The following is a 24,814-nucleotide window of genomic DNA, read 5'->3' as shown; positions in this document are numbered from 1 at the left end:
CCGCAGCAGCTGCGCGGCCCGGTTGGGCACGAAGTCCAGCTCGGCCGCGGCTTCGAGCACCCGGCGCCTGGTCTCCTCGGCGACCGCGACGTCGCGGCGGTCGTTCAGCACGAACGAGACGGTGGGCTGGGAAACGCCCGCGCGACGCGCGACGTCGGTCATCGTGATGCGCTTCGGCCGGCCGGCCGGATCCTTCGCCATGGTCCCCCTTCACGGTCCGCGGCGCCGTCGCCGCGCTCGCACCAATTCAATATCACAGCGTGGGCCAATACGTATTGCGTCCCACCGTACACCGCTGCTACCGTCGCCGGTCAATACGTATTGGGTGGCACGCCGGGCCACCCAGCGGTCAAGGAGGCAGACCCATGACAGGCATCCATTCACCCGGTAGCTCCGTCGCGCGCCGCACCCTGCTGAAGGCCGGGGTCGGCGGGCTCGGGCTGGCAGCGCTGGCCGATCTGGCCGCCTGCGGGAACAGCAGCGGCTCGTCGTCGAAGACGCTCAAGATGCTGTACTTCGGCGAGCAGGCGCAGGCGACGCAGCTGCAGAACCGGTTGCAGCCGGAGATCACCAAACTCGACGCGAGCATCAAGTTCGAGATCTCGGCCATCAACGGCACCGACTGGAACGACTTCCTCGCCAAAGTGCTGACCCAGATCGCGGCCGGCACCCCGCCGGACATCATCAGCGTCGCGACAGAGGGCCTGCAGCTGATGGCGTCCAAGGAACTGGCGATCCCGCTCGACGACTACGTCACCAAGGACCTGGACGCGCTGAAGACCTACTTCGCCGACATCCACCCGGCGCTGGTCGAGTCGATGATGTACCAGGGCCACCTGTGGGAGCTGCCGGACAGCTTCAACGCCGGGAACATGTTCTACAGCACCAGCTTGTTCCAGCGGGCCGGAGTCGCGCCGCCGAGCGACGCCTGGACGCTCGACGACTTCGAGTCGGCCGCGACCAAGATCGCCAAGTTCAACGGCGTCAACGCGTTCGGCTGGGTCGTGCGGCTGTGGGGCAGCTGGACGTCGTTCATGTACGCCAACAACGCCAACCTCCTCGAGGAGGGCAAGTACGACGGCGGCGACTGGCTGTGGAGCAAGGCGTACGCCGGCAACCCGGCCGCCGCGGGCCGCAAGGGCGGCTGGAAGTGGGGTGCTCCCACCGCCAACTCCGAGGGCACCGTCGAGGCGCTCGACTACATGATCCAGCTGACCAAGAAGGGACTGTCGCCGTCGCCCGACGTCGGTGGCGGCGGCACGCTGCAGGGCCTGTTCGCCTCGAACCGGATCGGCATGTCGATCGGCGGCGGGTTCTGGGCCGGCGGGCTGACCAACGCGGGGATGCAGAACGGCAGCTTCGACGTCACGATGTTCCCGAAGTGGAAGAGCCAGCGGCACCTGTTCGGCGCCGGCGGCTACGCCATCTTCAAGTCGTCCAAGAAGAAGGACCTTGCCTGGGAAGTCCTGAAGCTCCTGGTGCAGCCCGAGTCGTTCGACCTGGTCTTCCCCGGGAACGTGACCACCCCCGGCCGCAAGTCCCTGGTGACGGCCGACCGGTACGCGAAGACCGGCCCGAAGCACTGGTCGGTGTTCTACGACACGCTGACCAAGCACCCCGAGACGGCGCCGATCCCGGCTCCGCCGTACTACAACGCCCTCGCGACGGCGCTCAACCAGCGCACCACCCAGGCGATCTCCTCCGGCGACGCCAAGGCGGCCCTGGACGGGTTGCAGGCCGACCTCGAGAAGGCCGCGGGAGCCAGCTGATGTCCGCCGCCACCGCAGCGGTGCGGGCCACCGCGTCGAAGCGGCGAAGGCATCCCTCCGCCCACCGGGAGGCCCCGTTCGGCTTCGCGATGATCGGGCTGTCCGTCCTGTTCGTCGCGGTGTTCACCGCCATCCCGATCGTCGCCTCCCTCGGCCTGTCGTTCTTCTCCTGGGACGTCATCTCCGAGCCGCAGTTCGTCGGGCTGGAGAACTACCAGCGGCTGCTCGAGGACGGGCCGGTCCTCAAGTCCTTCGGCGTGACCCTCGGGATGTCGGTCGCCATCGTCGTACTGCAGCTGATCGTCGGCCTCGGCCTGGCGGTCCTGGTCAACCAGCGCGAACTGGTGTGGGTGCGGACCCTGTTCCGGACCTCGTTCTACCTGCCGTTGCTGGCGTCGACCGCCGCCGTGTCGATCTTCATGGGCTACCTGTTCGACTACAAGTTCGGGGTCGTCAACTACTACCTCGGGCTGCTCGGGATCTCGAACGTGCCCTGGTTGACCAGTGGGTTCGGCGCGGCCACCACGATCGTCCTGATCACCGTGTGGCAGCAGGCCGGGTTCACCTTCGTCCTGTTCGTCGCCGCGCTGATGTCGGTTCCCACGGATGTCCAGGAGGCGGCGCAGATCGACGGCGCGGGCGCCGTACGCACCCTGTTCCGCATCAAGATCCCGCTGATCAGCCCGACCATCCTGTTCGCGGCAGTAGTTGCCCTGATCAACGCGATGCAACTGTTCGACCAGCCGTACATCATGACCAAGGGCGGCCCCGGGTCGGCGACCACGACGGTGACGATCTCGATGTACCAGAAGGGCTTCCAGGACCTGCAGTTCGGGTACGGCTCCGCGATCGCGATCGTCCTGCTGGCGGCGATCCTGGCCATCACCGGGTTGCAGTTCCTCGCGGCACGGAAGTTGGTGTTCTACCAATGAGCACAGTGCACAGAACCGGAGCGATCGCCCGGACCGGCCGGATCGCCGGCATCGTGGTGCTGGTCGTCGCGGCGATGGTTGCCCTCGGCCCGTTGCTCTGGACGGTCACCACGTCGCTGCGGACGCCGGCCGAGGCGTTCAGCAACCCACCGCAGTGGATCCCGCTGCAGCCTGACTTCTCCAACTACAGCGCGGTGTTCGACCGGATCCCGATCGGCCGGTTCTTCGTCAACAGCGTGATCGTGACCGGGTTGATCGTGGTCGGCCAGACCATCACCTGCACGCTGTCCGGCTACGCGTTCGCGATGGTCAGCTTCCCGGGCCGCTCGGTGATCTTCGCGATCTTCCTGGCCACCATGATGGTGCCGCTGCAGACGATCATCATCCCGGTGTTCGTGATCATCCGGTACCTCGGACTGTCGGACAGCCCGATGTCCTTGGTCGTGTCGGCACTGGGCAGCGCGTTCGGCACGTTCCTGATGCGCCAGTACTTCATGCAGATGCCCAAGGAACTCGGCGAGGCGGCCCGGATCGACGGCGCCGGCCACTTCCAGACGTTCCTGCTGGTCTACGCCAAGATGGCCGGTCCGGCAATCGCGACCCTCGCGATCCTGAACTTCTCCGGCTTCTGGGCGGAGTTCTACCGGCCGCTGATCTTCCTGCAGAGCCAGGACAACTTCACGTTGCCGCTCGGCCTGGTCGGCCTGCAGGGAAACCTCGGCACCGGATCGATCTCGGTGGTGCTGGCGGGCGTGGTGCTCGCCATCCTGCCGAGCGTAGTGCTGTTCATCTTCGCGCAGAGATACTTCATCGCTGGCATCACGGCAGGAGCTTCACGGTGACCCGAACGCAATCCGCGCCCCAGTCTGCCGGGACGGTGGCGCACCTCCGCCCCGCCTTCCACGTCCGGCCGCCGCGGGGATATCTCAACGACCCGAACGGCCCGATCGAAGCGGGCTCCGACGTACACCTGTACTTCCAGTCCCGGCCGACGCTCGACCTGGAGGTACCGGTCGAATGGGGGCACGCCACCTCGTCCGACTACGTGCGCTGGACCCTGCACCGGCCGGCGATGGCTCCGCTGCCCGACGGACCTGACCGCGACGGCTGCTGGTCCGGCAACACCGTGTGGGACGGCGACCGGATCCGGGCCTTCTACTCGGGAAGGGTGGACGGTCTCCCCTACCAGTCCGTGCTCACCGCCGTCTCGGACGACGGGGGCCACACCTTCGGTCCCCCCAGCCAAGCGGTCCCCGATCCGGCGCCGGACGAGCAGGCGATCATGTTCCGCGACCCGTTCGTGTGGCGCGAGGACCACGCGTGGTGGATGGCCGTGGGCGTCGGGTACGCCGGTCGCGGAGCCAGCATCCGGCTCTACCGGTCGGCCGATCTGCGAACCTGGTCGGCCGAAGGCGACTTGGCGGAACTGCCCCGAAGCCACGCCGGCGGCGACGACACCGGCGCCGCCTGGGAATGTCCCCAGGTCCTCACGCTCGACGGCCGCCGGATCGCCGTGGTCTCGTCCTGGTCACCCGAAGGCGGTCCCAACCAGGTGCTGTCGTTCGACGTCGCCGTACCGACCCTGCCGCATCGCGTCGACCACGGCACCAACTTCTACGCGGCCTCGGCGCTGCGCGACAGCAGGTTTGGGCCGCTGCTCTTCGGCTGGCTGACCGAGGGGCGCGACAAGCTGGGCTGGATCGATGGGTGGGCCGGGGTCATCTCACTCCCCCGGGTCGTCCGCCTCGGTCCGGACGGCTCGCTCCGCAGCGCACCGGTCCCGACCGTCGACACCCTCCGCATCGGCTCCGGATCCGCCGCTGACGGAGCCACGACAGGGCCCCAGTGCGAGATCGAAGTACCGGGCGGGTCGGGGCGGGTCGTCGTGCACTTCGACGACTACGAACGGCTCGAGATCGAGCTGGACCCGGCAGCCGACACGCTGACGATCGACCGCGGCCAGGCCAGCCTCGACACCCATGCCCACGACGGACGGATGCAGGCAACCCAAGCTTTCGACCCGATGTCGGACCGCCCGGCCGCCAGGATCTTCATCGACGGCTCAGTGGTCGAGGTGTTCACCAGCGGCGGCCGCGTACTGAGCACGCGCATCTACCCCACCACCCCACCACCTTGGAGAATCGAAGCCCCACCCACCGCCCGGCATTGGCCGCTCGCTCCCTGACCGCTGGAATTGTCGGCGCAACGGTTCATGATCGGGGTATGGGTCAGGGTGGTCGGCGGCTGGTCTGAATGGCTGGGCTCCGGCGGACTGTCAGGCTGTCCGGTGGTCCCGGTCACGGCCAGGTCTTCTACGTCGAGGACTGGGAGGAACGCCGGCGCGCGGCGCAGCGAATGGGGCGGACCGCCGAGGACTTTCAGGGCTGGGCGCTCGCCTACCGACCGGCGGGCGACGGCTCCGATGTCTGGATCTGGAGCGACCCCTCTGACGGCCGCGGCCGTTAGAGGGGTCGATTGTCGGCGGACTCTGATAGATCTACCTGCGGATGACCAGGTAGGAGGACGGATGCGATTCACCCAGGCTTTCGAGATCACCCAGTGGGAGCAGGCGGCGTACGACGAAACAGGCAAGCTGCAGCTTGGTCGCGCAACGGTCGGCAAGACCTTCGGCAACGGCGATCTCGACGGCACCAGCTCGGCCGAGTTGCTGATGGTCGGGACCGCCGACGGCCCGGCGGCGTACACGGCGGTCGAGCGGTTCACCGGACGGCTGGCCGGCCGGGAGGGCTCGTTCGTGATGGTGCACGGCGCGACCGCCGACCAGACCTCCTCGCCGGGCAAGATCGTCGCCGCCGACGGCGACCTGACCGGCCTCACCGGCACCGTCGTCTACGAACACGACGAACAGGGCGCCCGCATCACGGTCGACTGTGAGCTGCCTGAATGACAGCCAACGAGAAGGTCGCGCTGGTCACCGGCGGCAACAAGGGCATCGGCTTCGAGGTCGCCCGTCAGCTGGCCCAACTGAACCACCGCGTGGTGATCGGATCGCGCGACGAGGACCGCGGCCGGACAGCGGTCGAGAAGCTCCGCTCCGAGGGCGCGGAGGCGTCGTACGTCGTCCTGGACGTCAGCAACCCGGACAGCATCAAGACTGCGATCCAGGGGCTCGCGCGCCTCGACGTACTCATCAACAACGCCGCCACCGCCCCGCCCGAAGGCCCACCGAGCGAGGTGCCGCTCGACGTACTCAAACAGACCTACGACACCAACGTCTTCGGCCTGATCGCCGTGACCCAGGCCGCCCTCCCGCTGCTACGCCAATCCGAAGCCGGCCGCATCGTCAACCTGTCCTCCGGCGCCGGCTCCCTGACCATCGTCAGCCAGCCCGACTGGCGCCCAGAATGGAACGGCCTCGCCTACAACACCTCGAAATCGGCCGTAAACGCAGTAACCGTCGCCTTCGCAACCGAACTTCGAGACACCCCCATCAAGGTCAACGCAGTCAACCCCGGCTACACCAAATCCGACATGTCCCCCAACGCCGACCGCCCAACAGCCCAAGGCGCAGCGGTCGTGGTCAAATACGCCCTCCTCCCCACCAACGGCCCCACCGGCGGCTTCTACGACGAAACCGGCCCAATCCCCTGGTAACCCTCAACACCAGCGCTTAGCCGTGGATCGCGGCCGACCAAGCCGTCAGCAAGCGTGACAATCCCACGCTCCGCGAACCGCCAGACATTGCTTGGGCTGGACGTCAACTGCGGGTGTCGATCTGTTCGTCGAGCCAGTCCGGCCGTGCGAGGTCACCATCGTCGAGCCATTCGGTACCGGCCGTGTCTCGGTGTGGTCCCTGGTGCTGGCCGAGGACGCATGGGTCTTCGCTGCGCGGGTTTCGCCCATAGCAAGTCACCTCCTGGGCGGACCGCAGTACGGGCCAATCCCGCCGCTTGGCGTCGTGCATGTCGCCCCCTGCTCCAATCTCTTGAGCGGCCGGCTCTCGCAGACCGCCGCTGGAACGGTCAGGGCGACGGGGCAGGGAACCGCGTACCGTCAACGCGCCTCGCTTGGCTCACCCACCGCCCTGACCGAGTGGCACAACGCTAGAAAGTGATCACACACGGTTGAAGAAAATTGCTTGAAATTTCTCGCGAAGGTGTTGACTGTTGCGCGATCAGGCGCGCACGCTGTGTGAGCAACCCGGCCACCGACCCGCATCGCCCAGGAGACGCCCTATGGACCACAAGCAGCCTGAACGCCTCGAACACATCGCCACTGATCCGAACACCGGGAAGGACGGCTGTCCGTCGTACTACGCAACCGAGGACGGTCGGTTCATCGCGCAGGGCTACAAGCTGACGAGCGACGAGGCCCGCGCCCAGCTCGTGAGCTTCCCGGACGGTGAAGACGCGGTGATCATCACGAAGGGCCTCGCCGACCTGATCGTTGCCCACCACACCGGTACGACGGCGTGACTGGCTCGACCTTCGTCGCCGCCGGACCCGAATTCGTCAAGTTCGCTCGAAGCTATGAGCACACGGCGTACCGGCTGGAGGTGAGAGACAACTACGCCGATCCCGGCGAGGCGGAGCACGTCCAGAAGTTCCTCGCCGGCCAACCGGGTGACGACGCATGGATGGAGGACTGGATGGGCCTGATCCTCCGCCGCACGCTGGAGGGTCAGCGCATCGAACGCGTCCGCGTCGTCACCGAGCCCTGGTCCGACTACACGAGGTTCGGCCTCAACCTGTCGCGGCTCAACACCGCGGCCGGCGAGGACATCCGCTACATGCCGCGGGACCGCGCGACCGAGCTCGGCCTGCCGGCATACGACTACTGGCTGCTCGACTCGCACAAGATGTGCATCCTGCGCCACGACGACCAAGACGTCCTGCTCGGCGCGGACGTGATCCAGGATCCTCAGGTCGTGGTCGAACACGCGCACTACCGTGACATCGCACGACGATTTGCGCTGCCTCGTGCCGCGTACCTCAGCAGATTCGACGACGAGTTCCTCCGCAAGAACCACATCGACAAGTAAGTGAGCGTGGGTGTCCAGTTTTCAGCGAGCGCGCGAGTCGCTCGGCAACCGGCTTCGGGAGATGAGGCTGGACGCCCATCTCACCGGCCGCGGCCTGTCGAGCGAGGCCGGATGGGCCCCGTCGAAGGTCTCCAAGATCGAGGCCGGCCGGCAGACACCCTCCGATACCGACATCACGACGTGGGCCCGGATCTGCGGCAGCGACCAGCTCGTTCCGGAGCTCGTGGCAACACTGCGCTCGCTCGAACAGCAGTACGTCGAGTTCCGGCGGATGTTCCGGACCGGGCTCCCGTCCAGGCAGCGGTCGATCGCCGAGATCGAGTCGAAGACCAAGCTCACCCGAAACTTCGAGCCATGCTTCGTGCCCGGCCTGCTGCAGACGGCCGAGTACGCCAGGTATCGATTCGCGGAGGGCGATCCCGAGGAGTCCGAGCGCGGCGTACCGAAGAGCGAGGCCGAACTCGAAGAAGCAATCGCCGCACGCATGGACCGGCAGCGCGCCCTGCACCGCGGCGACGCGAAGTTCCACTTCGTCATGACCGAAGCCGTGCTCCGCTACCAGGTCTGCCCACCAGACGTGATGACCGGACAAATCGGCCACCTGATCTCGATGACCACGCTCCCGACCATCCGCGTCGGAATCATCCCGTTCGGCGTACCCCTGAATGTCGGCCCACTCCACGGCTTCTACCTCTACGACAACAAACTCGTCCTGGTAGAACTCTTCACCGCAGTACTCAACGTCAGCCAGACCGACGAGATCGCAGCCTACGAACGCGTCTTCACCCACCTCGCCGAAGCCGCCACCTACGGCCCCGCCGCCCGCTCACTCCTGACCCACGCCCTCGAACAACACCAGAGCACGCCTCGCGATCTCAGCAGCGGATAGTCCGGCGCCCTCAGTGCGGGTTGGGATACGGCTCAGGCGCCAGGCACCTACGGCATCCACTCAACAAGCAGAACGGCGACAGCGGAAGCGGCGCCTAATTGGCGTGTCAGTCGTCTAGCGGGCGTGACAGGCCTTGAGGAGGTTGCCTCTTCCGGGCGCTTCGAGGGTCGGCAGGAGGCGTTGGAGTACGGCGGCTTGGGAGGCGAGGGCGACGTCCAAGGCGTGAGTCGTGCGGGCCACGGTTTTGACTTCCTGGGCGGCACCCAGCTTGGACTCGGCGATCAAGCAAGCCAAGCGGGCGCGGGTGTAGGTCTGACCGACGTCGGCGCACGCGAGCGCTTCGACGGACTGTTCGCGCTCGTCATAGACGATCTCGATGCTGAAGGCCGGCGAGTAGTACCGCAGGCCATGGTCGTGGAGCTCTGGTCCGAGGAATCCGTGCTCCACGACGAGAAACCCGAACGCTCCCTCGACGCGCTCAGACAGCCACAGCGACCGGGCACGACGGCCGGACCGCGGTGGCTTCAGCTGATCACCCACGGAGACCGACCACCCGGTTGGTCACGACTCGCAACTCCTTCATTCGGTCGAGTCCGTCAGCTTTGAAGGGCTCATTCTTCGACCGCTTCGCGCGTGTCCATGTTCGTTTGCACGATCGCGCGTCCCACGCAGTAGTTCAACCAAACAGTCACCGACGGGGCGTGTCGTCAAGTTGCGTGCCCGCGGTCACGGCTATCACAGTCCTTGACCGCGGGCGCCGGCCGAGTAGTCGCTCGCGGGCGGTAGCCCGCAAACGTCGGCGGTAGCCGACAGTCCCGGCTGTAGCCGGAAAGGATGTACCGGCGATGAGCCGGGGGGTGGGTGGGAGCGGGCGTAGTGGGCGCGTTGAGGAGCGGAGCGACGAAAGGCGCCCGCGTAGCACGCGTGGGTTGGACTTCCCGCTAGAAGGGGAGTTTGGGTTGGGGTGGGGCGTGGGTGGGGTCTACTCCGTCGAAGAGGCTGCTGACTGATTCGCCCTCGTGGATTCGTTTGATGGCTTCGGCGAAGAGGGTGGAGACGGAGCTGACCTGGAGCTCGGGGAAGCCGGGTGGGCGGGGGACGGTGTCGGTGCTGATGACTTCGGTGACCGAGGGGTGGGAGCGGAGGCGCTCGACTGCGGGGCCGGCGAAGAGGCCGTGGGTGCAGGCGACGGCGGCTTGGGTGCAGCCGAGGTCTTTGAGGCGGTCCAGGAGCTCCATGATCGAGCCGCCAGTGGCGATCTCGTCGTCGAGGATGATGGCGCGCTTGCCGGCCACGTCGCCGACGATTGCGTCGATGACCACGCGGTCGTCGGCGAGCCGTTGCTTGCTGCCGGCTGCGACCGGCAGGCCGAGCAGGCGGGCGAACTGGGTGGCGGTCTTGGCGTTGCCGAGGTCGGGGCTGACGACGACCGTGTCGCTGAGGTCGCGGCCGCGGAAGTGGTCGGCGAGTACGCCGATCGCGGTCAGGTGGTCGACCGGGACGGAGAAGAAGCCGTGCACCTGCGGCGCGTGCAGCGCCATGGTCAGCACGCGGTCGACGCCGGCCGCGACCAGGAGGTCGGCGACCAGGCGGCCGCCGATCGAGATGCGGGAGGCGTCCTTCTTGTCGGACCGCGCGTAGGCGTAGTGCGGCATCACCGCGGTGATCTGCTGCGCGGAGGCGCCTCGCGCGGCGTCGATCATCAGCAGGAGCTCCATCAGGTGCTCCTGGGTCGGTGGCACCAGCGGCTGGACGATGTACACGTCCCGCTGCCGGCAGTTGACCTGCAGCTGGACCTGTAAGCAGTCGTTGCTGAACCGATGGATCTCGACCGGTGAGAGCGCTACGCCGAGATCGGCGCAGATCCGCTCCGCCAAACCAGTGTGGGCACTTCCGCTGAACACGACGATCTCTCGCACGGCTCTCCCCGAATGCTGCCGACCCGACAACCGCAGCCTATCTCGCCGAACAGCAAGCTCGTGCCAGCGCCTGTGGACAACTCAGCTGCCGAGCAGCCGAGCCAGGACCTCCGCGGCGGTCCGGCAATCCTCGGTCGAGGCGTCGAGGTGCGTGACGACCCGCAGCTGGGTCGGCCCGACACCACCTACGAGTACGCCGGCCGCCCGAGCCCCCTCGACGACCTCAGGCACCGACTTGCCGGTGGCGGCCAGGTCGGCGACCACGATGTTGGTCTCCACCTGGTCGGGCTTGACCGAGCCGGGCGCGGCATCGGCCAGTACGTCGGCAATCAGCCGAGCATGAGCGTGGTCCTCGGCCAGCCGCTCCACGTTGTGCTCGATCGCGTACAGCCCCGCCGCAGCCAGTACGCCGGCCTGCCGCCAGCCCGCGCCGAGACGCTTCCGCCACACCCGGGCCTCACGGATCAGCTCAGTCGACCCGACGAGCACCGAGCCCACCGGGGCGCCCAGACCCTTCGACAGACACACGCTGGCAGCCTGAGCCCGGGACGCGTACGACGCCATCGACACACCAGACGCGACGGAGGCGTTCCACAACCGCGCCCCGTCGAGGTGGAGCGACAGGCCGCGGGCATCCAGTTCGTCGGCCAGAGCGTCGTACGCGTGCTGGATGGCGCCGCCGCCGAAGTTGTGGGTGTTCTCGACCGAGACAGCGGCCGTGCTCACGAAGTACCGCCCGAGGTCGGCGGAGATCAGCGTGCGGATCTGCTCGAGGTCGATCTGCCCGGCCGGCGCGCTCCAGGTGCGAGTGGTGACGCCGCTGACGGCCGCGTGCGCGCCGAGCTCGGCCCGGGCGATGTGGGCGCTCGCCTCACACAGGATCTCCGCGCCCGGCGGCACGAGGGCACGGACGCCGAGGATGTTCGCGAGTGAGCCGCTGACCGTGAACAGGCCGGCCTCGTGGCCGAGCAGGTCGGCCACGGTCTCCTCGAGCCGGTTGATCGTCGGGTCCTCGCCGTACACGTCGTCGCCCAGCGGCGCCGACGTCATCGCGGCCAGCATCCCCGCCGACGGCCGGGTGACGGTGTCCGACCGCAGATCGATCATGCAGCGCCCCGGATCATGCCTGGGCGCCGCGGAGCCGCTCCGCCACCAGGAACGCGAGCTCGAGCGACTGGTGCCGGTTCAGCCGCGGGTCGCAGGCGGTCTCGTAGCGGTTGACCAGATCCTCCGCGACCAGCTCCTCACCGCCGCCCAGGCACTCGGTCACGTCGTCGCCGGTCAGCTCGATGTGCATCCCGCCCGGCCAGGTCCCGACCTGCTCGTGCGCGTCGAAGAAGCCCTGGACCTCGTCCATGACCGCGTCGAAGCTGCGGGTCTTGTACCCGTTCGGAGTCTCGAACGTGTTGCCGTGCATCGGGTCGCACACCCACGCGATCGGCGAGCCGTGGTCGCGGACCGCCTCCAGCAGCGGCGGCAGCGCCGCGCGGATCTTGCCGGCGCCCATCCGGGTGATGAAGGTCAGCCGGCCCTCGATGCCCTTCGGGTTCAGCTTGTCGATCAAGGTCCGGATGTAGTCCGGAGTGGTGGTCGGGCCGATCTTCACGCCCAGCGGGTTCGACAGCGACGCCAGGAACTCGACGTGGGCGCCGTCCAGCTGCCGGGTCCGCTCCCCCACCCACAGCAGGTGGCCGGAGACGTCGTACGGCTGCTCGGTGCGGGAGTCGATCCGGGTCAGCGCGTGCTCGTACTCCAGGATCAGCGCCTCGTGCGAGGCGTAGAAGTCGACGGTGTGGAACTCCTCCGAGTTCGCCCCGCAGGCCCGCATGAAGGCGAGCGCGCGCTCGATCTCGCTGGCCAGCCGCTCGTACTTCTGGCCGACCGGGGACGACTTCACGAAGTCGGTGTTCCAGGCGTGCACCTGGTGCAGGTCGGCGTACCCACCGGTGGTGAACGCACGGGTCAGGTTCAGCGTGGCCGCGGCCGCGTTGTAGACCCCGCGCAGCCGCCGCGGGTCCGGGATCCGCGCCTCCGGGCTGAACTCGAGCCCGTTGACCGCGTCACCCCGGTACGACGGCAGCGTGACGCCGTTCCGGGTCTCCTCACCGGAGCTGCGCGGCTTCGCGTACTGGCCGGCGATCCGGCCCACCTTCACCACCGGCACGCTCGCGGCGTACTGCAGTACGACGGCCATCTGCAGCAGCACCCGCAGCTTGGCCCGGATGTTCTCCGCGGTCACGCCGTCGAAGGTCTCCGCGCAGTCGCCGCCCTGGAGGATGAACGCCTCGCCCCGGGCGACCGCACCGATCTTCGCGGTCAGGTCGTCGCACTCACCGGCGAACACCAGCGGCGGCAGCGTCCGCAGCTCGGTCATCACCTGGTCGAGCACCGCCGAGTCCGGCCATTCCGGCTGCTGGAGCGGCTTCAGCGCCCGCAGCTCGTCCAGGCTCGGCACACCGGGCACTTCCCCCGCAGTCAACGTCGCGAATTGCATGGCCCAACTTTAGGCCAGGCCTCAGCAAGCCTGATCGCCGTCTCAGGTCAACGCGCTGAGATCCGGAGGTACGTCGACCGCGTGCTCCCGCAGCACTGCCAGCGGGATGGTGTCCAGCGACCGCGCATGAGTCGACGCCAGTACGACGGGAGCCGCCACGCCCTCGTGGTACGCCTGCAACCAGCGGACCGCGACCACGCACCAGCGATCGCCCGGTTTCAGACCGGGGAACTGCAGCTCGGGGCGCGGGGTCACCAGGTCGTTCCCGACCGAGACCTGATGGGCGAGGAACTCCGATGTCATCACCGCGCAGACTGTGTGGCTGCCGAGGTCCTCCGGGCCGCTCGTGCAGCAGCCGTCGCGGTAGAACCCGGTGACCGGGTCGGTACCGCACTCCTCCAGCGGCTCGCCGAGCACGTTCAGGTCGCTCTCCATGCCGACCATCCTCACCCGCCGAGCGGGGAATCGGGGATCAGCTGGCCTTGGTGTCGCCGAGCCGGACGTGCTCGTCGACCGACTCGCCGGCCTTGATCAGCTCCTTGGCCTTGTCGGCGTAGATGTCGACGTACTCCTGGCCGGACAGGTCCATCAGCGCGTACATGATCTCGTCGGTGACCGAGCGCAGCACGAACCGGTCCCGCTCCATCCCCTCGTAGCGGGAGAAGTCCAGCGGCTTGCCGATCGCGACGCCGGGACGGATCAGCCGTGGGAACCGGCGGCCCTTCTCCCGGTAGAACCAGTTCGGCCAGAGCTGGCCGGGCGGCTGCAGCTTCTCGGTGTCGATCATCGCGACCGGGATGACCGGTACGCCCGCCACGATCGCCATCCGGGCCACGCCGGTCTTGCCCTTGTAGAGCCGCCCGTCGGGCGATCGGGTGCCCTCGGGGTAGATCCCGAACAGCTCGCCCTTCTTCAGGATGTCCAGCCCGGTGTTCAGCGCGGCCAGCGAGGCGCGCCCCCCGGACCGGTCGATCGGGATCTGGCCGACGGACCGGAAGAAGGTCGCGACCAGCTTGCCCTTGAGCCCCGGGGCGGTGAAGTACTCCGACTTCGCCGGGAAGACGATTTGCCGGGGCACCGCGACGGGCAGGAAGATCGAGTCGCAGAAGGCCAGGTGGTTGCTCACCAGCAGGGCCGGTCCGGTGGCCGGGATGTGCTCGAGCCCGGTGACTTTGGGACGAAAGATCAGCTTCACCAGCGGCGCAACTATGAACCGTCTGAGGAACAGATACAGCATTCGCTCGACCTCCGTCACTCGCCCGACACGCCTACCACCGACCAACTTCGGCCCGACCCTGTCCGGTCCCAGTGTCCTCCGGTGGCGACGGTCACGACAGCTCCGGCGCCCACCGTCGGTGCAGGACATTACGTTCCAGCTTCCTCCTCAGGCAATGTCACCGCCAGGAATGCCCGTGTTGCTCACCGTGTTGTCACCTGGATGCAGACTGGATGCAGCCCAGATGCGACCATTGGCCTGCGGTGGGCGTGCTACCTGCCAGACCGCCTGTGAGGACCATGACCGGCGAGGAGTCGACCGTGCCAGTGCAACCCCATGCCGAGGAGTTCCGCAGCCCGGGATCCGGTCCGAACGCCGCCGTCGGGGTGCTCCTCAGCCATGGCTTCACCGGCTCGCCGAAGTCGATGCGCCCGTTCGCCGAGCACCTGGCCGCCGAGGGGTACGGCGTCGCCGTGCCGCGGCTGCCCGGGCACGGGACGAGCCGGCAGGAGATGAACAAGACCGGCTGGCCCGACTGGTACGCCGTACTGGACAACGAGCTGGAGCGGTTGCGCAAGGAGCACGACGAGGTGTTCCTGGTCGGGCAGTCGATGGGCGGCTGCCTGGTGCTACGGCTTGCCGAGCAGCACGGGACCGACATTTCCGGTCTGGTCCTGATCAACCCGTCGGTGCAGACCGATGACAAGCGGCTGGTGCTGCTGCCGGTGCTGTCCCGGCTGTTGCCGTCGTTCCCCGGGGTCGCGAACGACATCAAGAAGCCGGGCGTCGACGAGGGCGCGTACGACCGGATGCCGCTGCGGGCGCTGCAGTCGCTGTCGCAGCTGTGGAAGCTGACCCGGGACGACCTGGCGAAGGTCACACAGCCGGTGCTGATGTTCCGCAGTACTGTCGATCACGTGGTGGAACCGAGCTCGGGGCGCACTGTGCTGGCCTCGATCTCGTCCCGCGACGTGACCGAGACCCTGCTCGAGGACAGCTATCACGTGGCAACTCTGGACAACGACGCACCGCGGATCTTCGCGGACTCCGCAGCCTTCATCCGGCGCCTGAGCGCGGTCGGAGAGCAGGTCGCCGATGCGTGACAACGGCCTCACCGCCACCGACTACACCTCCCTGGGCAGCATCGACCCCCTGGTCGCCGAGCCCGTCCTCACCGCCCTCGCCGAAGCCGGCATCGCGGCGTACTGCGCCGCGGGTGGTGGAGAGAGCGGGGCCGCCGCCGGCGAACGGACCGCAGTAGACGCCGGTGGGAGCGCAGCAGACGTCGGCGAGCGGAGTGCGGCTGACGCCGGCGAAACGAGCAGCGACTCGGCGGACCGGCGCGCCGCCGAGGCGGCGCGCGCCGGCGAACGGACCGCGGTAGACGCCGGTGGGCGGAGCGCAGTAGACGCCGGTGAACAGAGCGTTGACGCCGGCGAGCGGGGTGCGGCGGACGCCGGCGAAGCGAGCAGCGGCTCGATGGACGGGCGCGCCGCCGAGGCGGCGGCGCAGGCGGAGCAGGCCGAAGCTGGTGGCGAAGCCGCCGACGACACCTCCGTCCCGACACCGGCGGAGCCGGGCCGGGCGGCCGAGCCGGGCCGGGCGGCTGAGCTGGCGGCCGAGCCAGGACGCACGGCCGAGTCGGGCCGGGCGGCCGAGCCAGGACGGGTGGCCGAGCCGGGCCGGGCTGCTGAGCCGGGGCGGGCGGCTGAGTTGGCGGCCGAGCCAGGCCGGGCTGCTGAGGGGGTGGGGAAGGCTGATGGGGCTCCGGCGAAGACTGATGCGACGCCGGCGGCGGGTGACGGTTCCGCGCCGGCGGTGGAGGGGCGGGCCAAGGCGGAGGCTCGGGCTCGGGTGCCTGCCGGGTTCGAGGAGATTTTTGTCGACAGTGGTGCTGTGGAGCGGGCTCGGCCGGTGATCGCCCGGAGCACCGAGGACGCGGAGTGGAAGTCGCTGGTCGAACAGTTCAACGCGCCGTCGGCGCCGGGCCACGACGGTGGCGAGACGCCGGTGCCGCGCTGGCCGGCCAGTGAGGACGTCGACGACAAGTACGAGCCGCTGATCGACGTACCGGCCGGGCTCGACGCCGACGACGAGAAGAAGGACGACGAGGAAGAGGCGCGGCCGGCCCGCAAGGCGGACGACCCGCACGACCACTACGTCCCGCCGGAGCCGCCACGCGGCCCGCGGCTGGACTGGATCAGCCGGCTCGCCTGGCTCGGCCTGCTCGGCGGCCCGCTGCTGCTGATCGCCGCGGCCGTGCTCGACTTCGGCACCGGCCGGATCACCACGATCGCGGTGGTCGGCTTCATCGCCGGCTTCCTCACCCTGGTGATCCGGATGAAGGACCGCCTGCCCCCGGACGACACCGGCGACGACGGCGCGGTGGTCTGACCGCTCCTCGCCGTACCGCAGTCTGAGCCGGGTGAAGCATTTGTCACATCGGCACGCTAGAGTGCGGATCGTCGGACAATCCGACGAACACCGAGGGAGGTAACCCGTGCAGGTCACCGAGACCGTCGAGATCACCGGCCACCTGATGGACTCCGGGCTGCTGTCCCGGGTCCTGGACGACATCCGTGGGTACGGCGGTGAGTACACGCTGGACCGGTTCGACCTCGGCTACGACAAGGACGACCCGTCCACGGTCCGGATGACGGTCGGCGCGGAGGACGAGGAGGCCCTGCAGCGGCTGCTGATGCGGATCCAGACCAAGGGCGCGAACCTGGTCGACCCCGGCACGCCGGAGATCACCGAGGTGTCCCAGGACGGGGTGTTCCCGGACGGGTTCTACTCGACCACGAACCTCCCGACCAGCGTCCGGCTCGGCGGCCACTGGGTCGTCGTGCAGAACCCGGAGATGGACTGCGGGCTGCTCGTCGAGGGCGACACCGTGCGGACCATCCCGATGTCCGACGTGAAGGCCGGGATGAAGATCATCACCAGCGCCCAGGGCGTCAAGGTGATCCCCCCGATCGCGGTGAACACCGAGGAGGGGTTCGGCTTCATGGAGTCGGACGTCTCCAGCGAGAAGCCGCAGCGGGTGCTGGTCAAGCAGGTCGCGGACGGCATGCGCGAGGCGAAGGCGAACGGCCAGAAGGTGCTCTGGGTCGGCGGCCCGGGCATCGTCCACACCGGCGCCGCGCCGGCCATGGTGGCGCTGGTCGAGGCCGGTTTCGTCGACGTCCTGTTCGCCGGCAACGCGCTGGCCACCCACGACATCGAGTCGTCGCTCTACGGTACGTCGCTCGGCGTCGACCTGGCCCGTGGTCGCGGAGTGGAGCACGGCCACGAGCACCACATCCGGGCGATCAACACGATCCGCAAGGCGGGTTCGATCGCGGCCGCGGTGGAGCAGGGCGTGCTGACCTCCGGCGTCATGCACGCGCTGGTGAAGATGGGCAAGACGTTCGTGCTGGTCGGGTCGGTGCGCGACGACGGGCCGCTGCCGGACGTCTATACCGACGTACTGGAAGGCCAGCGGGCGATGCGGGCCGAGCTGCCCGGGGTCGGCTACTGCCTGATGGCCGCGACCATGCTGCACTCGGTTGCCACTGGCAACATCCTGCCGGCGTCCATCCCGCTGACCTGCGTCGACATCAACCCGGCCACCGTGACCAAACTGGCCGACCGCGGCTCGTCGCAGGCCCGCGGCATCGTCACCGACGTCGGGCTGTTCGTCGAGCACCTCGCTCGTGAACTGTCGCCCACGTACGCTGACGGGAAATGACCCAGAGCTTCGAAACCTTCCTGCAGGAGTACGAGAAGGCGAACACCGCGTTCGTCAACGGGGACGTCTCGTTGTGGATGCCGCTGGTGTCGCGCAGCCAGCAGACGTCGATCTTCGGCGGTTTCGGCGGCCTCGAGGTCGGCTGGTCCCAGGTCGGGCCGCGCTACGAGTGGGCGGCGGCGCAGTTCCGGCCGAGTGACGCGCGGGTCGAGTTCGAGTACCTGGAGAAGCACGTCAGCACGGACACGGCGTACTACGTGGCGATCGAGCGGTGCACGGTGGAGTACGTGCACCGCCCCGAGCCGATCCCGCACGTCCTCCGCGCGACCATGGTCTTCCGCCGCGAGGACGGCGACTGGAAGATCGTGCACCGGCACGCCGACCCGCTCGGCCCGCCCTCGCCGCCACCCTCCTGACCCGGGTTGTGCGGCCGGTTACAGCCGCGAGGGCCGCGCTGGGTGTTGGATGTCCACATGACGGAACTCGTGCACCTGGCCGTGGCCGACGGCGTCGCGACGATCACCCTGGACTCGCCGGACAACAAGAACGCGCTCTCGCGGCAGCTCACCGGCGAGCTGCTCGAGCGGCTGGAGACGGCGGGCGCCGATGACGCGGTCCGGGTGATCGTGATCCGGTCGGCGCTGAACGTGTTCTGCTCGGGCGCCGACCTGTCCGAGGCGACCACGGTCGGGATGGGCGTCGGCGCGCAGCGGATGGTCGACGTCCAGCGCGCGATCGTCGCCAACCCCAAGCCGGTCGTCGCCCGGGTCGCCGGGCCGGTTCGGGCCGGTGGGATCGGGATCGTCGCCGCCGCCGACATCAGTGTCGCGGCGTCCGAGTCGACGTTCGCGCTCACCGAGGTCCGGCTGGGTCTGGCGGCGGCGACGATCTCGCTGACCGTCGTTCCGCGGTTGACCGACCGCGCCGCGTCGTACACCTTCCTCACCGGCAACGGGTTCGACGGGCTGGAGGCCGCGCGGCTCGGGCTGGTCACGCTGACCGTCCCCGAGGCCGAGCTGGACTCCGCGGTCGGCACGGTCCTCGAGTCCCTGCTGAAGGGCGTGCCACAGGGCCTGCGGGAGACCAAGAAGCTGCTCAACCGCGAGCTGCTCGCCGACATCGATGCCCGTGGCAAGGACCTCGCCGAGCTCTCGGCCGGGCTGTTCGGCTCCCCGGCCGCTCAGGAGGCGATGCTCGCCTTCCTGAACCGCCGGAAGAGCTAGCCTCAACCCGCCGGAAGGGCTGAGCCTCAGAGCTCCAGGCGGTGTACGGCGCCCGCCGTCAAGGTGACCGGGATCCGTTCGTCGCCGTACCGGATGATGCGTTGCTGGTCGCGGCTCGTGGTGAGGACGGCGTCCACACCGGACGGTGACCAGGCCAGGTCGACGGTCACTCCCCCGCGCGCCCGCAGCCCGGTCACGCGCCCGGTCGCCCACTCGGCCGGTACGGCGGGCAGTAGCTCGAGCTCACCGGTGTGGCTCTGCAGGAGCATCTCGGCGATCCCGGCAGTGGCGCCGAAGTTCCCGTCGATCTGGAACGGCGGGTGCGCGCAGAACAGGTTCGGGTAGACGCCGGCTCCGGCGCCGACGTAGTCCGTGCCGGTGTCGTGGGCTGGCGTCAGGAACGCCCGGACCAGCCGGTGCGCGCCGGTGGCGTCGCGGAGCCGGGCCCGGAGGTTGATCTTCCAGGCCAGCGACCAGCCGGTGGCCCGGTCGCCGCGCAGGTCCAGGGTGCGGGCTGCCGCGGCCGCGAGTGCGGGCGTGCCGTCCGGGGTGATCGAGTCGCCGGGGTGCAGGCCGATCAGGTGCGACATGTGCCGGTGGTGCGGGTCCTCCTCGGGGAGGTCGGCAGCCCACTCCTGCAGTTGCCCTTGGCCACCGATCGGCGGGTCCGGGATCCGCTTGCGGGCGGCGGCGAACTGCTCGACCAGCGGGTCGGACAGCTCGAGCGCCTCGGCCGTGAGCTCGCAGCGGTGGAACAGGTCGGAGATGAGCGCGAGGTCCATCGTCGCCGAGACGGTGACCGACGCGGGCTCGCCGTCGGCGAGGTAGGTGTTCTCCGGTGAGGTCGACGGCGACGTGCCCAGGCTGCCGTCGGGCAGTTCGACCAGCCAGTCCAGGCAGAACTCAGCCGCACCACGCAGGATCGGCCAGGCTCGCTCCAGGAACTCCACATCGCCGCCGAACGCGTAGTGGTCCCACAAGTGCCGGACCAGCCAGGCTCCGGCCATGGGCCAGTTGGACCACCGCGGCCGGCCCGCGACCGGGATCGTCCAGCACCACGCGTCCACGTTGTGGTGGGCGACCCAGCCACCACAGCCGTAGCGCTCCTTCGCCGTACGGCGGCCTGCCTCGGCGAGGTGGGAGAGGAAGTCGAGCAGTGGCTCGTGGCACTCGGGCAGGCTGGTGGTCTCGGCCGGCCAGTAGTTCATCTCGGTGTTGATGTTGACCGTGTAGTTGGAGCTCCACGGTGGCTGCAGGATGTCGTTCCAGATGCCCTGCAGGTTGGTCGGCAGGCCGCCGGGGCGCGAGGCGGCGATCATCAGGTAGCGGCCGTAGTTGAACACCAGCGCCGCCAGGGACGGGTCCTCTTCAGTGACGGCCCTGGTCAGCCGGACGTCGGTCGGTACGTCGGAGTCGTCTCCTGGCCCCTCGAGCTCGAGGGACGAGCGCCGGAAGAGCTGCTGGTGGTCCGCGGTGTGCTCGTCGACGAGGGCGTCGTACTCGCGGTCGAGAGCGGCGGCGACCTTTTCGTCCGCGAGGGCGAGGCACTCGTCGGCGGTGCGAGTGGGTGGCGTCGACGGGCCGTCGTACCCGGTGGCCGTGGAGAGGATCAGGGTGAGCTCGGTGGCCTGGCTGATCGTGAGGGTGGTGTCGGTCGCGGTCACGTCGCCGTCGGTCCTGGTGCGGAGGGCGATGGCCGCTGCCATGCCGCGGTCGGCGCCGTCGGAGTAGCGGATCGGGTCGGTCGCGTCGCGGCTCGGCGGGGCGACGTTGGCCGGCGCCTGCAGGAGGAGGCCGAGGCCTTGCGGGACCGCCTGCGGCCAGGACTGTAGCTGCGAGGTCAGGCGTGCCGTCAGCGTCACCGGTTGCGATGCGGTCAACCGCAGTACGAGCACTCCGGCCGGGGCGCTCACGAACACGTCTTGCCGGACCTCGACCCCGCCGACCTCGTACGACGCCGTCGCCGTCGCCGTGTCGAGATCAAGGATCCGCCGGTACTGCGTCGCGTCTTCGGCGGTCGGCGTGGAGTCGCTCGCCTGAAGGTCGAGCAGCAGGTCACCGAGCGGCATGTATGCCTGGGAGTGCCCGGCCTGGAATCCGCGGGCCAACTCGTGCGCCCGCTCAATGTCCCCGGCCGCGAGCGCAGCACGCACCTCGTCGACTGCCTCGGCCCCGGTCGCCCCCAGCGGCGTCGACAGCAGCCGGGCCGTCTCCGGGCTGCCCGACCAGCAGGTCTCGTCGTTGAGCGCGATCCGGTCCGCCCCGACCGCGCCGAAGCACATCGCCCCGATCCGCCCGTTCCCGAGCGGCAACGCCTCCACCCACTCCCCCGCCGGCCGGTCGTAGTACAGCCGCTGCGCCCTCACACTGCCTCCAGCCACAGATCCTATGAATCCCCGAGATCTTAGCCGCGCAGCTCGATCAGCAGCGAGACGGATGCCCGGAAACATCCGACCTATGATCCGAAATTCAGTTGCCCGACGCGCACCCGGTTGGTGCACTGACCGGATGCGGCAGATCACCGACGAGCAGCGGCAGCAGTTCCGGGACCAGGGGTATGTCGTCGTGCCCGAAGTACTGACCAACGCCCAACTGGCAGCCGGCCGCCGTACAGTCGCGGCGATGCTCGACCAGGAGCCACCCACCGATGTCGGTGTGCACTTCCTGTGGCCCCGGCTGGATGATGCACCCGCGCTACTCGATCTCTACCGGGAGGCCGGGATCGCCGAACTCGCGGGGCAGTTGGTCCGGCCGGACCTGGTGATCGAGGAGCCGGACTTCGCGCAGGTTGCGACGACGATCCCACCATGGCCACATCGACCGGGCGGGCCGCATGTGGACGGTCTGACGCCGATGGCGGCCGACGGCGTGCCAGGGACGTTCACGATGCTGGCCGGGCTCTGGCTCACCGATCACGAACAGCTTGACCGCGGCAACCTCTACGTCTGGCCCGGGTCGCACCGCGGACTCGGCGCCTACCTCGCCGAGCGGGGCGCCGACGCCCTGACCCGGGTCGACGAGATGAACGACGGGCCCTACCCCAAGATCGAGCTCGGCTCTCCCGTCCAGGTGTCCGGCCCGGCCGGCAGCGTCCTGTTCGCGCACTACCTCCTGGGCCACAACATGGGCGGCCACTCCGGCGCGGAGGGTGACGAGCGCCGCGAGACCATCTACTACCGCCTGCACACCAGCGGCCACCGGGCCCGCTGGCGTGAAGCGGTGACCGATCCGCTGCTCGAGCTCAGAGGCTGACGCGACCCGGTAGGAGTGTGCCGGCGTGCTGCAGGGCCGAGGTGCAGTCGGCGAGCAGGCGGGAGACGACTTCGGCGGCGGGGATGATGTCGTGGATTAGTTCGGTGGACTGGCCGGTGAAGGGTAGGAGGTCGTGTCCGCCGCCGGCGAGGACTTCGCGCCGTACGCGAGTGGCCAGCTCCTGGGGATCCACGCTGTCCGGGGCTTGTTCGAGTTGGTCGGTGAGTGGGGTGCGGAGGACACGTGGTGCGAACGGCGTGCCGACCTGTGGGAGGTTGAACGGCGGCAGTGCCCGCTCGGAGTGCTCGACCTTGACCGCGTCGCGGGCGTGCGCCGCGACGATCCGGTCCTTCCAGGCCTGGTCGATCGTCATCTCGGTGGTGGCGAGGAACCGCGTGCCCAGGCTGACACCGTGGGCTCCGAGCGCGAGGGCGGCGGCCATCCCGCGCCCGTCCGCGATCCCGCCGGCTGCCATGACCGGCGTCGTACCGGCGAGATCGACAACGGCGGGGACCAGCACGAGCGTCGACACCCAGCCGGCGTTCCCACCGGCTTCGGTTCCCTGGGCAACGAGTACGTCGGCACCGGCGGCCAGCGCGATCTCCGCCGCGTCGACGTCGCCGACCGTCTGGATCCAGCGGATCCCGTGGTCGTGCGCCCGGGCGATCAGCTCGGCCGGAATCCCCATGTGGAAGGAGATCGCGGCCGGCCGGGCCTCGAGCGTGGCGTCGAACGCCTCCTGGTTCAACGGCCGCCCGGTGTGGTTGACGGCAAACGGGCGGTCGGTCAGTTCGCGCAGCCGGCGCCACTGCTGCCGAAGCTCGTCCGGACTCCGCAGGGCGGTGCCGAGGCTGCCCAGACCGCCCGCGTTGCACACCGCGGCGGCGAGGTCGACCTCCTCCCAGGGACCGAACGGCGCCAGGACGATCGGCACCTCGATCCCGAGGAGCGAACACAGGTCGTTCATCGGCGCTCAGTGGCGTACTCAGGGGCCAACTCTGCGGCCGGCTCGGCGACGGTGAAGTCGTTCGAGACGGGGGCGGACCGGCGGGGACGGCGGAGGACGCGGGGCATGAGACGGGGCGAGAACAGGGCCTGAGGGTCGTCGTACATGTTGAGGACGCGCAGGAAGGCGGCGCTGACCACCGGGTCGTCGGAGACGGCGGCGATCACGCGGTCGAGGTACTTGTTGACGAGTTTGTCGACCGGGGTCTGGCGGGCTCCGACAGTCGTCGGGTAGCGCAGGTCCGAACCGGTGGCGAGCATCCAGGGGCCCTTGGCCCGGCCGGCGATCGACCGTTGGGCTCCCTTCAGCGCACGCGGTAGGTCGGCACTGGATCGGCAGTCGGCCATGATGCCCGCCAGCACCTCGACCTCCTTCGCGGCGACCGTCATACCTTGGCCGTACGCCGGATTGAAGGCACACAGACTGTCTCCGATCACGAGCAGCCGGCCCGGCATCGAGAGCTTCTCGTAGTGCCGCCACCGGTTGTTCGTCCGGCGGTAGCCCCAGATCGGCGAGACCGGCTCGGCGACCTCGAGCAGGTCCGACAGCAGCGGACTCCGCAGCGTGCGCGCGAACTCCCGGAACCCGTCCTCGTCGGTCGGCGGGTAGTCCCGGCCGCCGCCGATCAGCGTCAGCACCCAGCGGTTCCCCTCGATCGGGAACATGATGCCGCCGCGTGGCTGGACAGGTGGCGAGTTCTGGAGGTAGACGGCCTTCCAGCGGGCGCTGAACCCGTCCGGGATCTCCAGCAGCCGCGTCGCGTAGCCGAGGAACGAGTCGACCATGCTCTCCTCCGGAGCGTCGAACCCGAGTTCCCCGAGCCACTCCGGCAGCTTCGACCCGCGCCCACTCGCGTCGACGACCAGGTCGGCCGGCAGGTCGGCCGCCGTACCCGTGTGCCGGCCGCGCAGCGTCAGCCCCACCACGTCGCCGGTCTCCCCGAGCCTGAGCGCGGTGACTTCGTGGTCGGTGTAGAAGCTGATGTTGCCGACCTTCTCGACGTGGCTGCGCACGGTCCACTCGAGCAGCGAACGGGTCGCCGAGACCACGCGCTGCGTGGCCGGGAACGGCTGGGTCCACCGGCTGGCCGGCGTCAGCCACGCCATGTCCGTCGGCAGATTGATCGGTACGGCGCCCGCCGCCAGCAGCTCCCGCTCCACACCGGGCAGCAACCGCTCGACGACCTCCATCCCGCCGGCCCAGAACGCGTGCAGGTGACGCGCCTGCGGGACTCCCTTGCGGACGTCCGGCCCGTCCGGCAGCTGGTCCCGCTCGATGACGGTGACCTGGTCGAAGCGGTCGCTCAGGACGCGTGCGGTCAGGATGCCGGCCATGCTCCCGCCGATCACCACGGCGTGGCCCAGTCGGTCGTCGTACATGCT

General features: G+C 69.1%; 26 protein-coding genes. 16 read left to right on the top strand and 10 right to left on the bottom strand.

Annotated elements, in window-relative coordinates:
* A partial coding sequence (locus ACWCOV_RS34300) for a LacI family DNA-binding transcriptional regulator (protein WP_449833517.1) occupies window positions 1–201 on the bottom strand: 201 nt, incomplete at its 3' end.
* Between the two features lie 164 nt (window positions 202–365).
* Between ACWCOV_RS34300 and ACWCOV_RS34295 the strand changes: the two genes are divergently transcribed.
* The 10 genes from ACWCOV_RS34295 to ACWCOV_RS34250 all read left to right on the top strand — a co-directional run bounded on the left by ACWCOV_RS34295 (window position 366) and on the right by ACWCOV_RS34250 (window position 8,592).
* Complete coding sequence (locus ACWCOV_RS34295) at window positions 366–1,769, top strand: ABC transporter substrate-binding protein (protein ID WP_449833516.1); 1,404 nt, start codon at window positions 366–368, stop codon at window positions 1,767–1,769.
* Window positions 1,769–2,701 carry a carbohydrate ABC transporter permease gene (locus ACWCOV_RS34290; RefSeq protein WP_449833515.1) on the top strand — a complete coding sequence of 311 codons (933 nt, stop codon included), beginning with the start codon at window positions 1,769–1,771 and terminating at the stop codon, window positions 2,699–2,701. Before ACWCOV_RS34295 ends, ACWCOV_RS34290 begins: the two co-directional genes overlap by 1 nt.
* The gene (locus ACWCOV_RS34285; protein WP_449833514.1) at window positions 2,698–3,543 is read left to right on the top strand and encodes a carbohydrate ABC transporter permease; all 846 of its coding nucleotides are present in this window, start codon (window positions 2,698–2,700) and stop codon (window positions 3,541–3,543) included. Before ACWCOV_RS34290 ends, ACWCOV_RS34285 begins: the two co-directional genes overlap by 4 nt.
* On the top strand, window positions 3,540–4,886 hold the full coding sequence (locus ACWCOV_RS34280) for a glycoside hydrolase family 32 protein (RefSeq protein ID WP_449833513.1): 1,347 nt from the start codon (window positions 3,540–3,542) through the stop codon (window positions 4,884–4,886). Before ACWCOV_RS34285 ends, ACWCOV_RS34280 begins: the two co-directional genes overlap by 4 nt.
* 68 nt (window positions 4,887–4,954) lie before the next feature.
* Window positions 4,955–5,167, top strand: coding sequence for a hypothetical protein (locus ACWCOV_RS34275; RefSeq protein WP_449833512.1), 213 nt, complete (start codon window positions 4,955–4,957; stop codon window positions 5,165–5,167).
* A gap of 61 nt (window positions 5,168–5,228) precedes the next feature.
* The gene (locus ACWCOV_RS34270; protein ID WP_449833511.1) at window positions 5,229–5,609 is read left to right on the top strand and encodes a DUF3224 domain-containing protein; all 381 of its coding nucleotides are present in this window, start codon (window positions 5,229–5,231) and stop codon (window positions 5,607–5,609) included.
* A complete protein-coding gene (locus ACWCOV_RS34265; protein WP_449833510.1) occupies window positions 5,606–6,316 on the top strand; it encodes an SDR family oxidoreductase in 711 nt (236 codons plus the stop codon). The genes ACWCOV_RS34270 and ACWCOV_RS34265 overlap by 4 nt, the downstream gene beginning before the upstream one ends.
* 581 nt (window positions 6,317–6,897) lie before the next feature.
* A complete protein-coding gene (locus tag ACWCOV_RS34260; RefSeq protein WP_449833509.1) occupies window positions 6,898–7,137 on the top strand; it encodes a hypothetical protein in 240 nt (79 codons plus the stop codon).
* Window positions 7,134–7,703, top strand: a complete 570-nt coding sequence (locus ACWCOV_RS34255; protein WP_449833508.1) for a DUF6879 family protein — start codon at window positions 7,134–7,136, stop codon at window positions 7,701–7,703. The genes ACWCOV_RS34260 and ACWCOV_RS34255 overlap by 4 nt, the downstream gene beginning before the upstream one ends.
* Before the next feature lie 10 nt (window positions 7,704–7,713).
* Window positions 7,714–8,592 (top strand): helix-turn-helix domain-containing protein, encoded by an 879-nt coding sequence (locus tag ACWCOV_RS34250; protein ID WP_449833507.1) that lies wholly within the window; start codon window positions 7,714–7,716, stop codon window positions 8,590–8,592.
* Window positions 8,593–8,706: 114 nt separating this feature from the next.
* Here the strand turns inward: ACWCOV_RS34250 and ACWCOV_RS34245 are convergent, their stop codons facing one another.
* The 6 genes from ACWCOV_RS34245 to ACWCOV_RS34220 all read right to left on the bottom strand — a co-directional run bounded on the left by ACWCOV_RS34245 (window position 8,707) and on the right by ACWCOV_RS34220 (window position 14,242).
* A complete protein-coding gene (locus ACWCOV_RS34245) occupies window positions 8,707–9,132 on the bottom strand; it encodes a hypothetical protein (protein WP_449833506.1) in 426 nt (141 codons plus the stop codon).
* Between the two features lie 401 nt (window positions 9,133–9,533).
* On the bottom strand, window positions 9,534–10,511 hold the full coding sequence (locus ACWCOV_RS34240; RefSeq protein ID WP_449833505.1) for a ribose-phosphate diphosphokinase: 978 nt from the start codon (window positions 10,509–10,511) through the stop codon (window positions 9,534–9,536).
* 81 nt (window positions 10,512–10,592) lie between these two features.
* A complete protein-coding gene (locus ACWCOV_RS34235; protein ID WP_449833504.1) occupies window positions 10,593–11,618 on the bottom strand; it encodes a threonine aldolase family protein in 1,026 nt (341 codons plus the stop codon).
* Window positions 11,619–11,631: 13 nt separating this feature from the next.
* On the bottom strand, window positions 11,632–13,005 hold the full coding sequence (locus ACWCOV_RS34230; RefSeq protein WP_449833503.1) for a class II 3-deoxy-7-phosphoheptulonate synthase: 1,374 nt from the start codon (window positions 13,003–13,005) through the stop codon (window positions 11,632–11,634).
* 42 nt (window positions 13,006–13,047) lie between these two features.
* Complete coding sequence (locus ACWCOV_RS34225) at window positions 13,048–13,440, bottom strand: DUF2237 family protein (protein WP_449833502.1); 393 nt, start codon at window positions 13,438–13,440, stop codon at window positions 13,048–13,050.
* A gap of 37 nt (window positions 13,441–13,477) precedes the next feature.
* Window positions 13,478–14,242 carry a lysophospholipid acyltransferase family protein gene (locus ACWCOV_RS34220; protein ID WP_449833501.1) on the bottom strand — a complete coding sequence of 255 codons (765 nt, stop codon included), beginning with the start codon at window positions 14,240–14,242 and terminating at the stop codon, window positions 13,478–13,480.
* Between the two features lie 299 nt (window positions 14,243–14,541).
* On the opposite strand from ACWCOV_RS34220, the gene ACWCOV_RS34215 reads away from it, so the two are divergent.
* The 5 genes from ACWCOV_RS34215 (at window position 14,542) to ACWCOV_RS34195 (ending at window position 19,174) form a co-directional block, all read left to right on the top strand.
* Window positions 14,542–15,324 (top strand): alpha/beta hydrolase, encoded by a 783-nt coding sequence (locus ACWCOV_RS34215; RefSeq protein ID WP_449833500.1) that lies wholly within the window; start codon window positions 14,542–14,544, stop codon window positions 15,322–15,324.
* Window positions 15,317–16,615, top strand: a complete 1,299-nt coding sequence (locus ACWCOV_RS34210; protein WP_449833499.1) for a hypothetical protein — start codon at window positions 15,317–15,319, stop codon at window positions 16,613–16,615. The genes ACWCOV_RS34215 and ACWCOV_RS34210 overlap by 8 nt, the downstream gene beginning before the upstream one ends.
* A 106-nt stretch (window positions 16,616–16,721) precedes the next feature.
* Window positions 16,722–17,951, top strand: a complete 1,230-nt coding sequence (locus ACWCOV_RS34205) for an ornithine cyclodeaminase (protein ID WP_449833498.1) — start codon at window positions 16,722–16,724, stop codon at window positions 17,949–17,951.
* A complete protein-coding gene (locus ACWCOV_RS34200; protein ID WP_449833497.1) occupies window positions 17,948–18,367 on the top strand; it encodes a YybH family protein in 420 nt (139 codons plus the stop codon). Before ACWCOV_RS34205 ends, ACWCOV_RS34200 begins: the two co-directional genes overlap by 4 nt.
* Before the next feature lie 57 nt (window positions 18,368–18,424).
* Entirely contained in the window at window positions 18,425–19,174 is a 750-nt protein-coding gene (locus ACWCOV_RS34195; protein WP_449833496.1) for an enoyl-CoA hydratase-related protein, read from the top strand.
* Window positions 19,175–19,200: 26 nt separating this feature from the next.
* Here ACWCOV_RS34195 and ACWCOV_RS34190 read toward each other — a convergent pair whose 3' ends face one another.
* Window positions 19,201–21,540 carry a glycoside hydrolase family 95 protein gene (locus ACWCOV_RS34190; RefSeq protein ID WP_449833495.1) on the bottom strand — a complete coding sequence of 780 codons (2,340 nt, stop codon included), beginning with the start codon at window positions 21,538–21,540 and terminating at the stop codon, window positions 19,201–19,203.
* Window positions 21,541–21,682: 142 nt separating this feature from the next.
* Here ACWCOV_RS34190 and ACWCOV_RS34185 point away from each other — a divergent pair, with 142 nt between their 5' ends.
* The gene (locus ACWCOV_RS34185) at window positions 21,683–22,426 is read left to right on the top strand and encodes a phytanoyl-CoA dioxygenase family protein (RefSeq protein ID WP_449833494.1); all 744 of its coding nucleotides are present in this window, start codon (window positions 21,683–21,685) and stop codon (window positions 22,424–22,426) included.
* Here the strand turns inward: ACWCOV_RS34185 and ACWCOV_RS34180 are convergent.
* Both ACWCOV_RS34180 and ACWCOV_RS34175 read right to left on the bottom strand, forming a co-directional pair.
* Entirely contained in the window at window positions 22,416–23,393 is a 978-nt protein-coding gene (locus tag ACWCOV_RS34180) for an NAD(P)H-dependent flavin oxidoreductase (protein ID WP_449833493.1), read from the bottom strand. The two genes, ACWCOV_RS34185 and ACWCOV_RS34180, sit on opposite strands and share 11 nt — an antisense overlap.
* On the bottom strand, window positions 23,390–24,811 hold the full coding sequence (locus ACWCOV_RS34175) for an FAD-dependent oxidoreductase (RefSeq protein ID WP_449833492.1): 1,422 nt from the start codon (window positions 24,809–24,811) through the stop codon (window positions 23,390–23,392). The genes ACWCOV_RS34180 and ACWCOV_RS34175 overlap by 4 nt, the downstream gene beginning before the upstream one ends.
* Between the last annotated feature and the right edge of the window lie 3 nt (window positions 24,812–24,814).

The sequence above is a fragment of the Kribbella sp. NPDC002412 genome (genome assembly GCF_053592935.1).
Note: the sequence above shows the minus strand (reverse complement) of the source record. Positions and strands in the feature narration are given on the sequence as shown.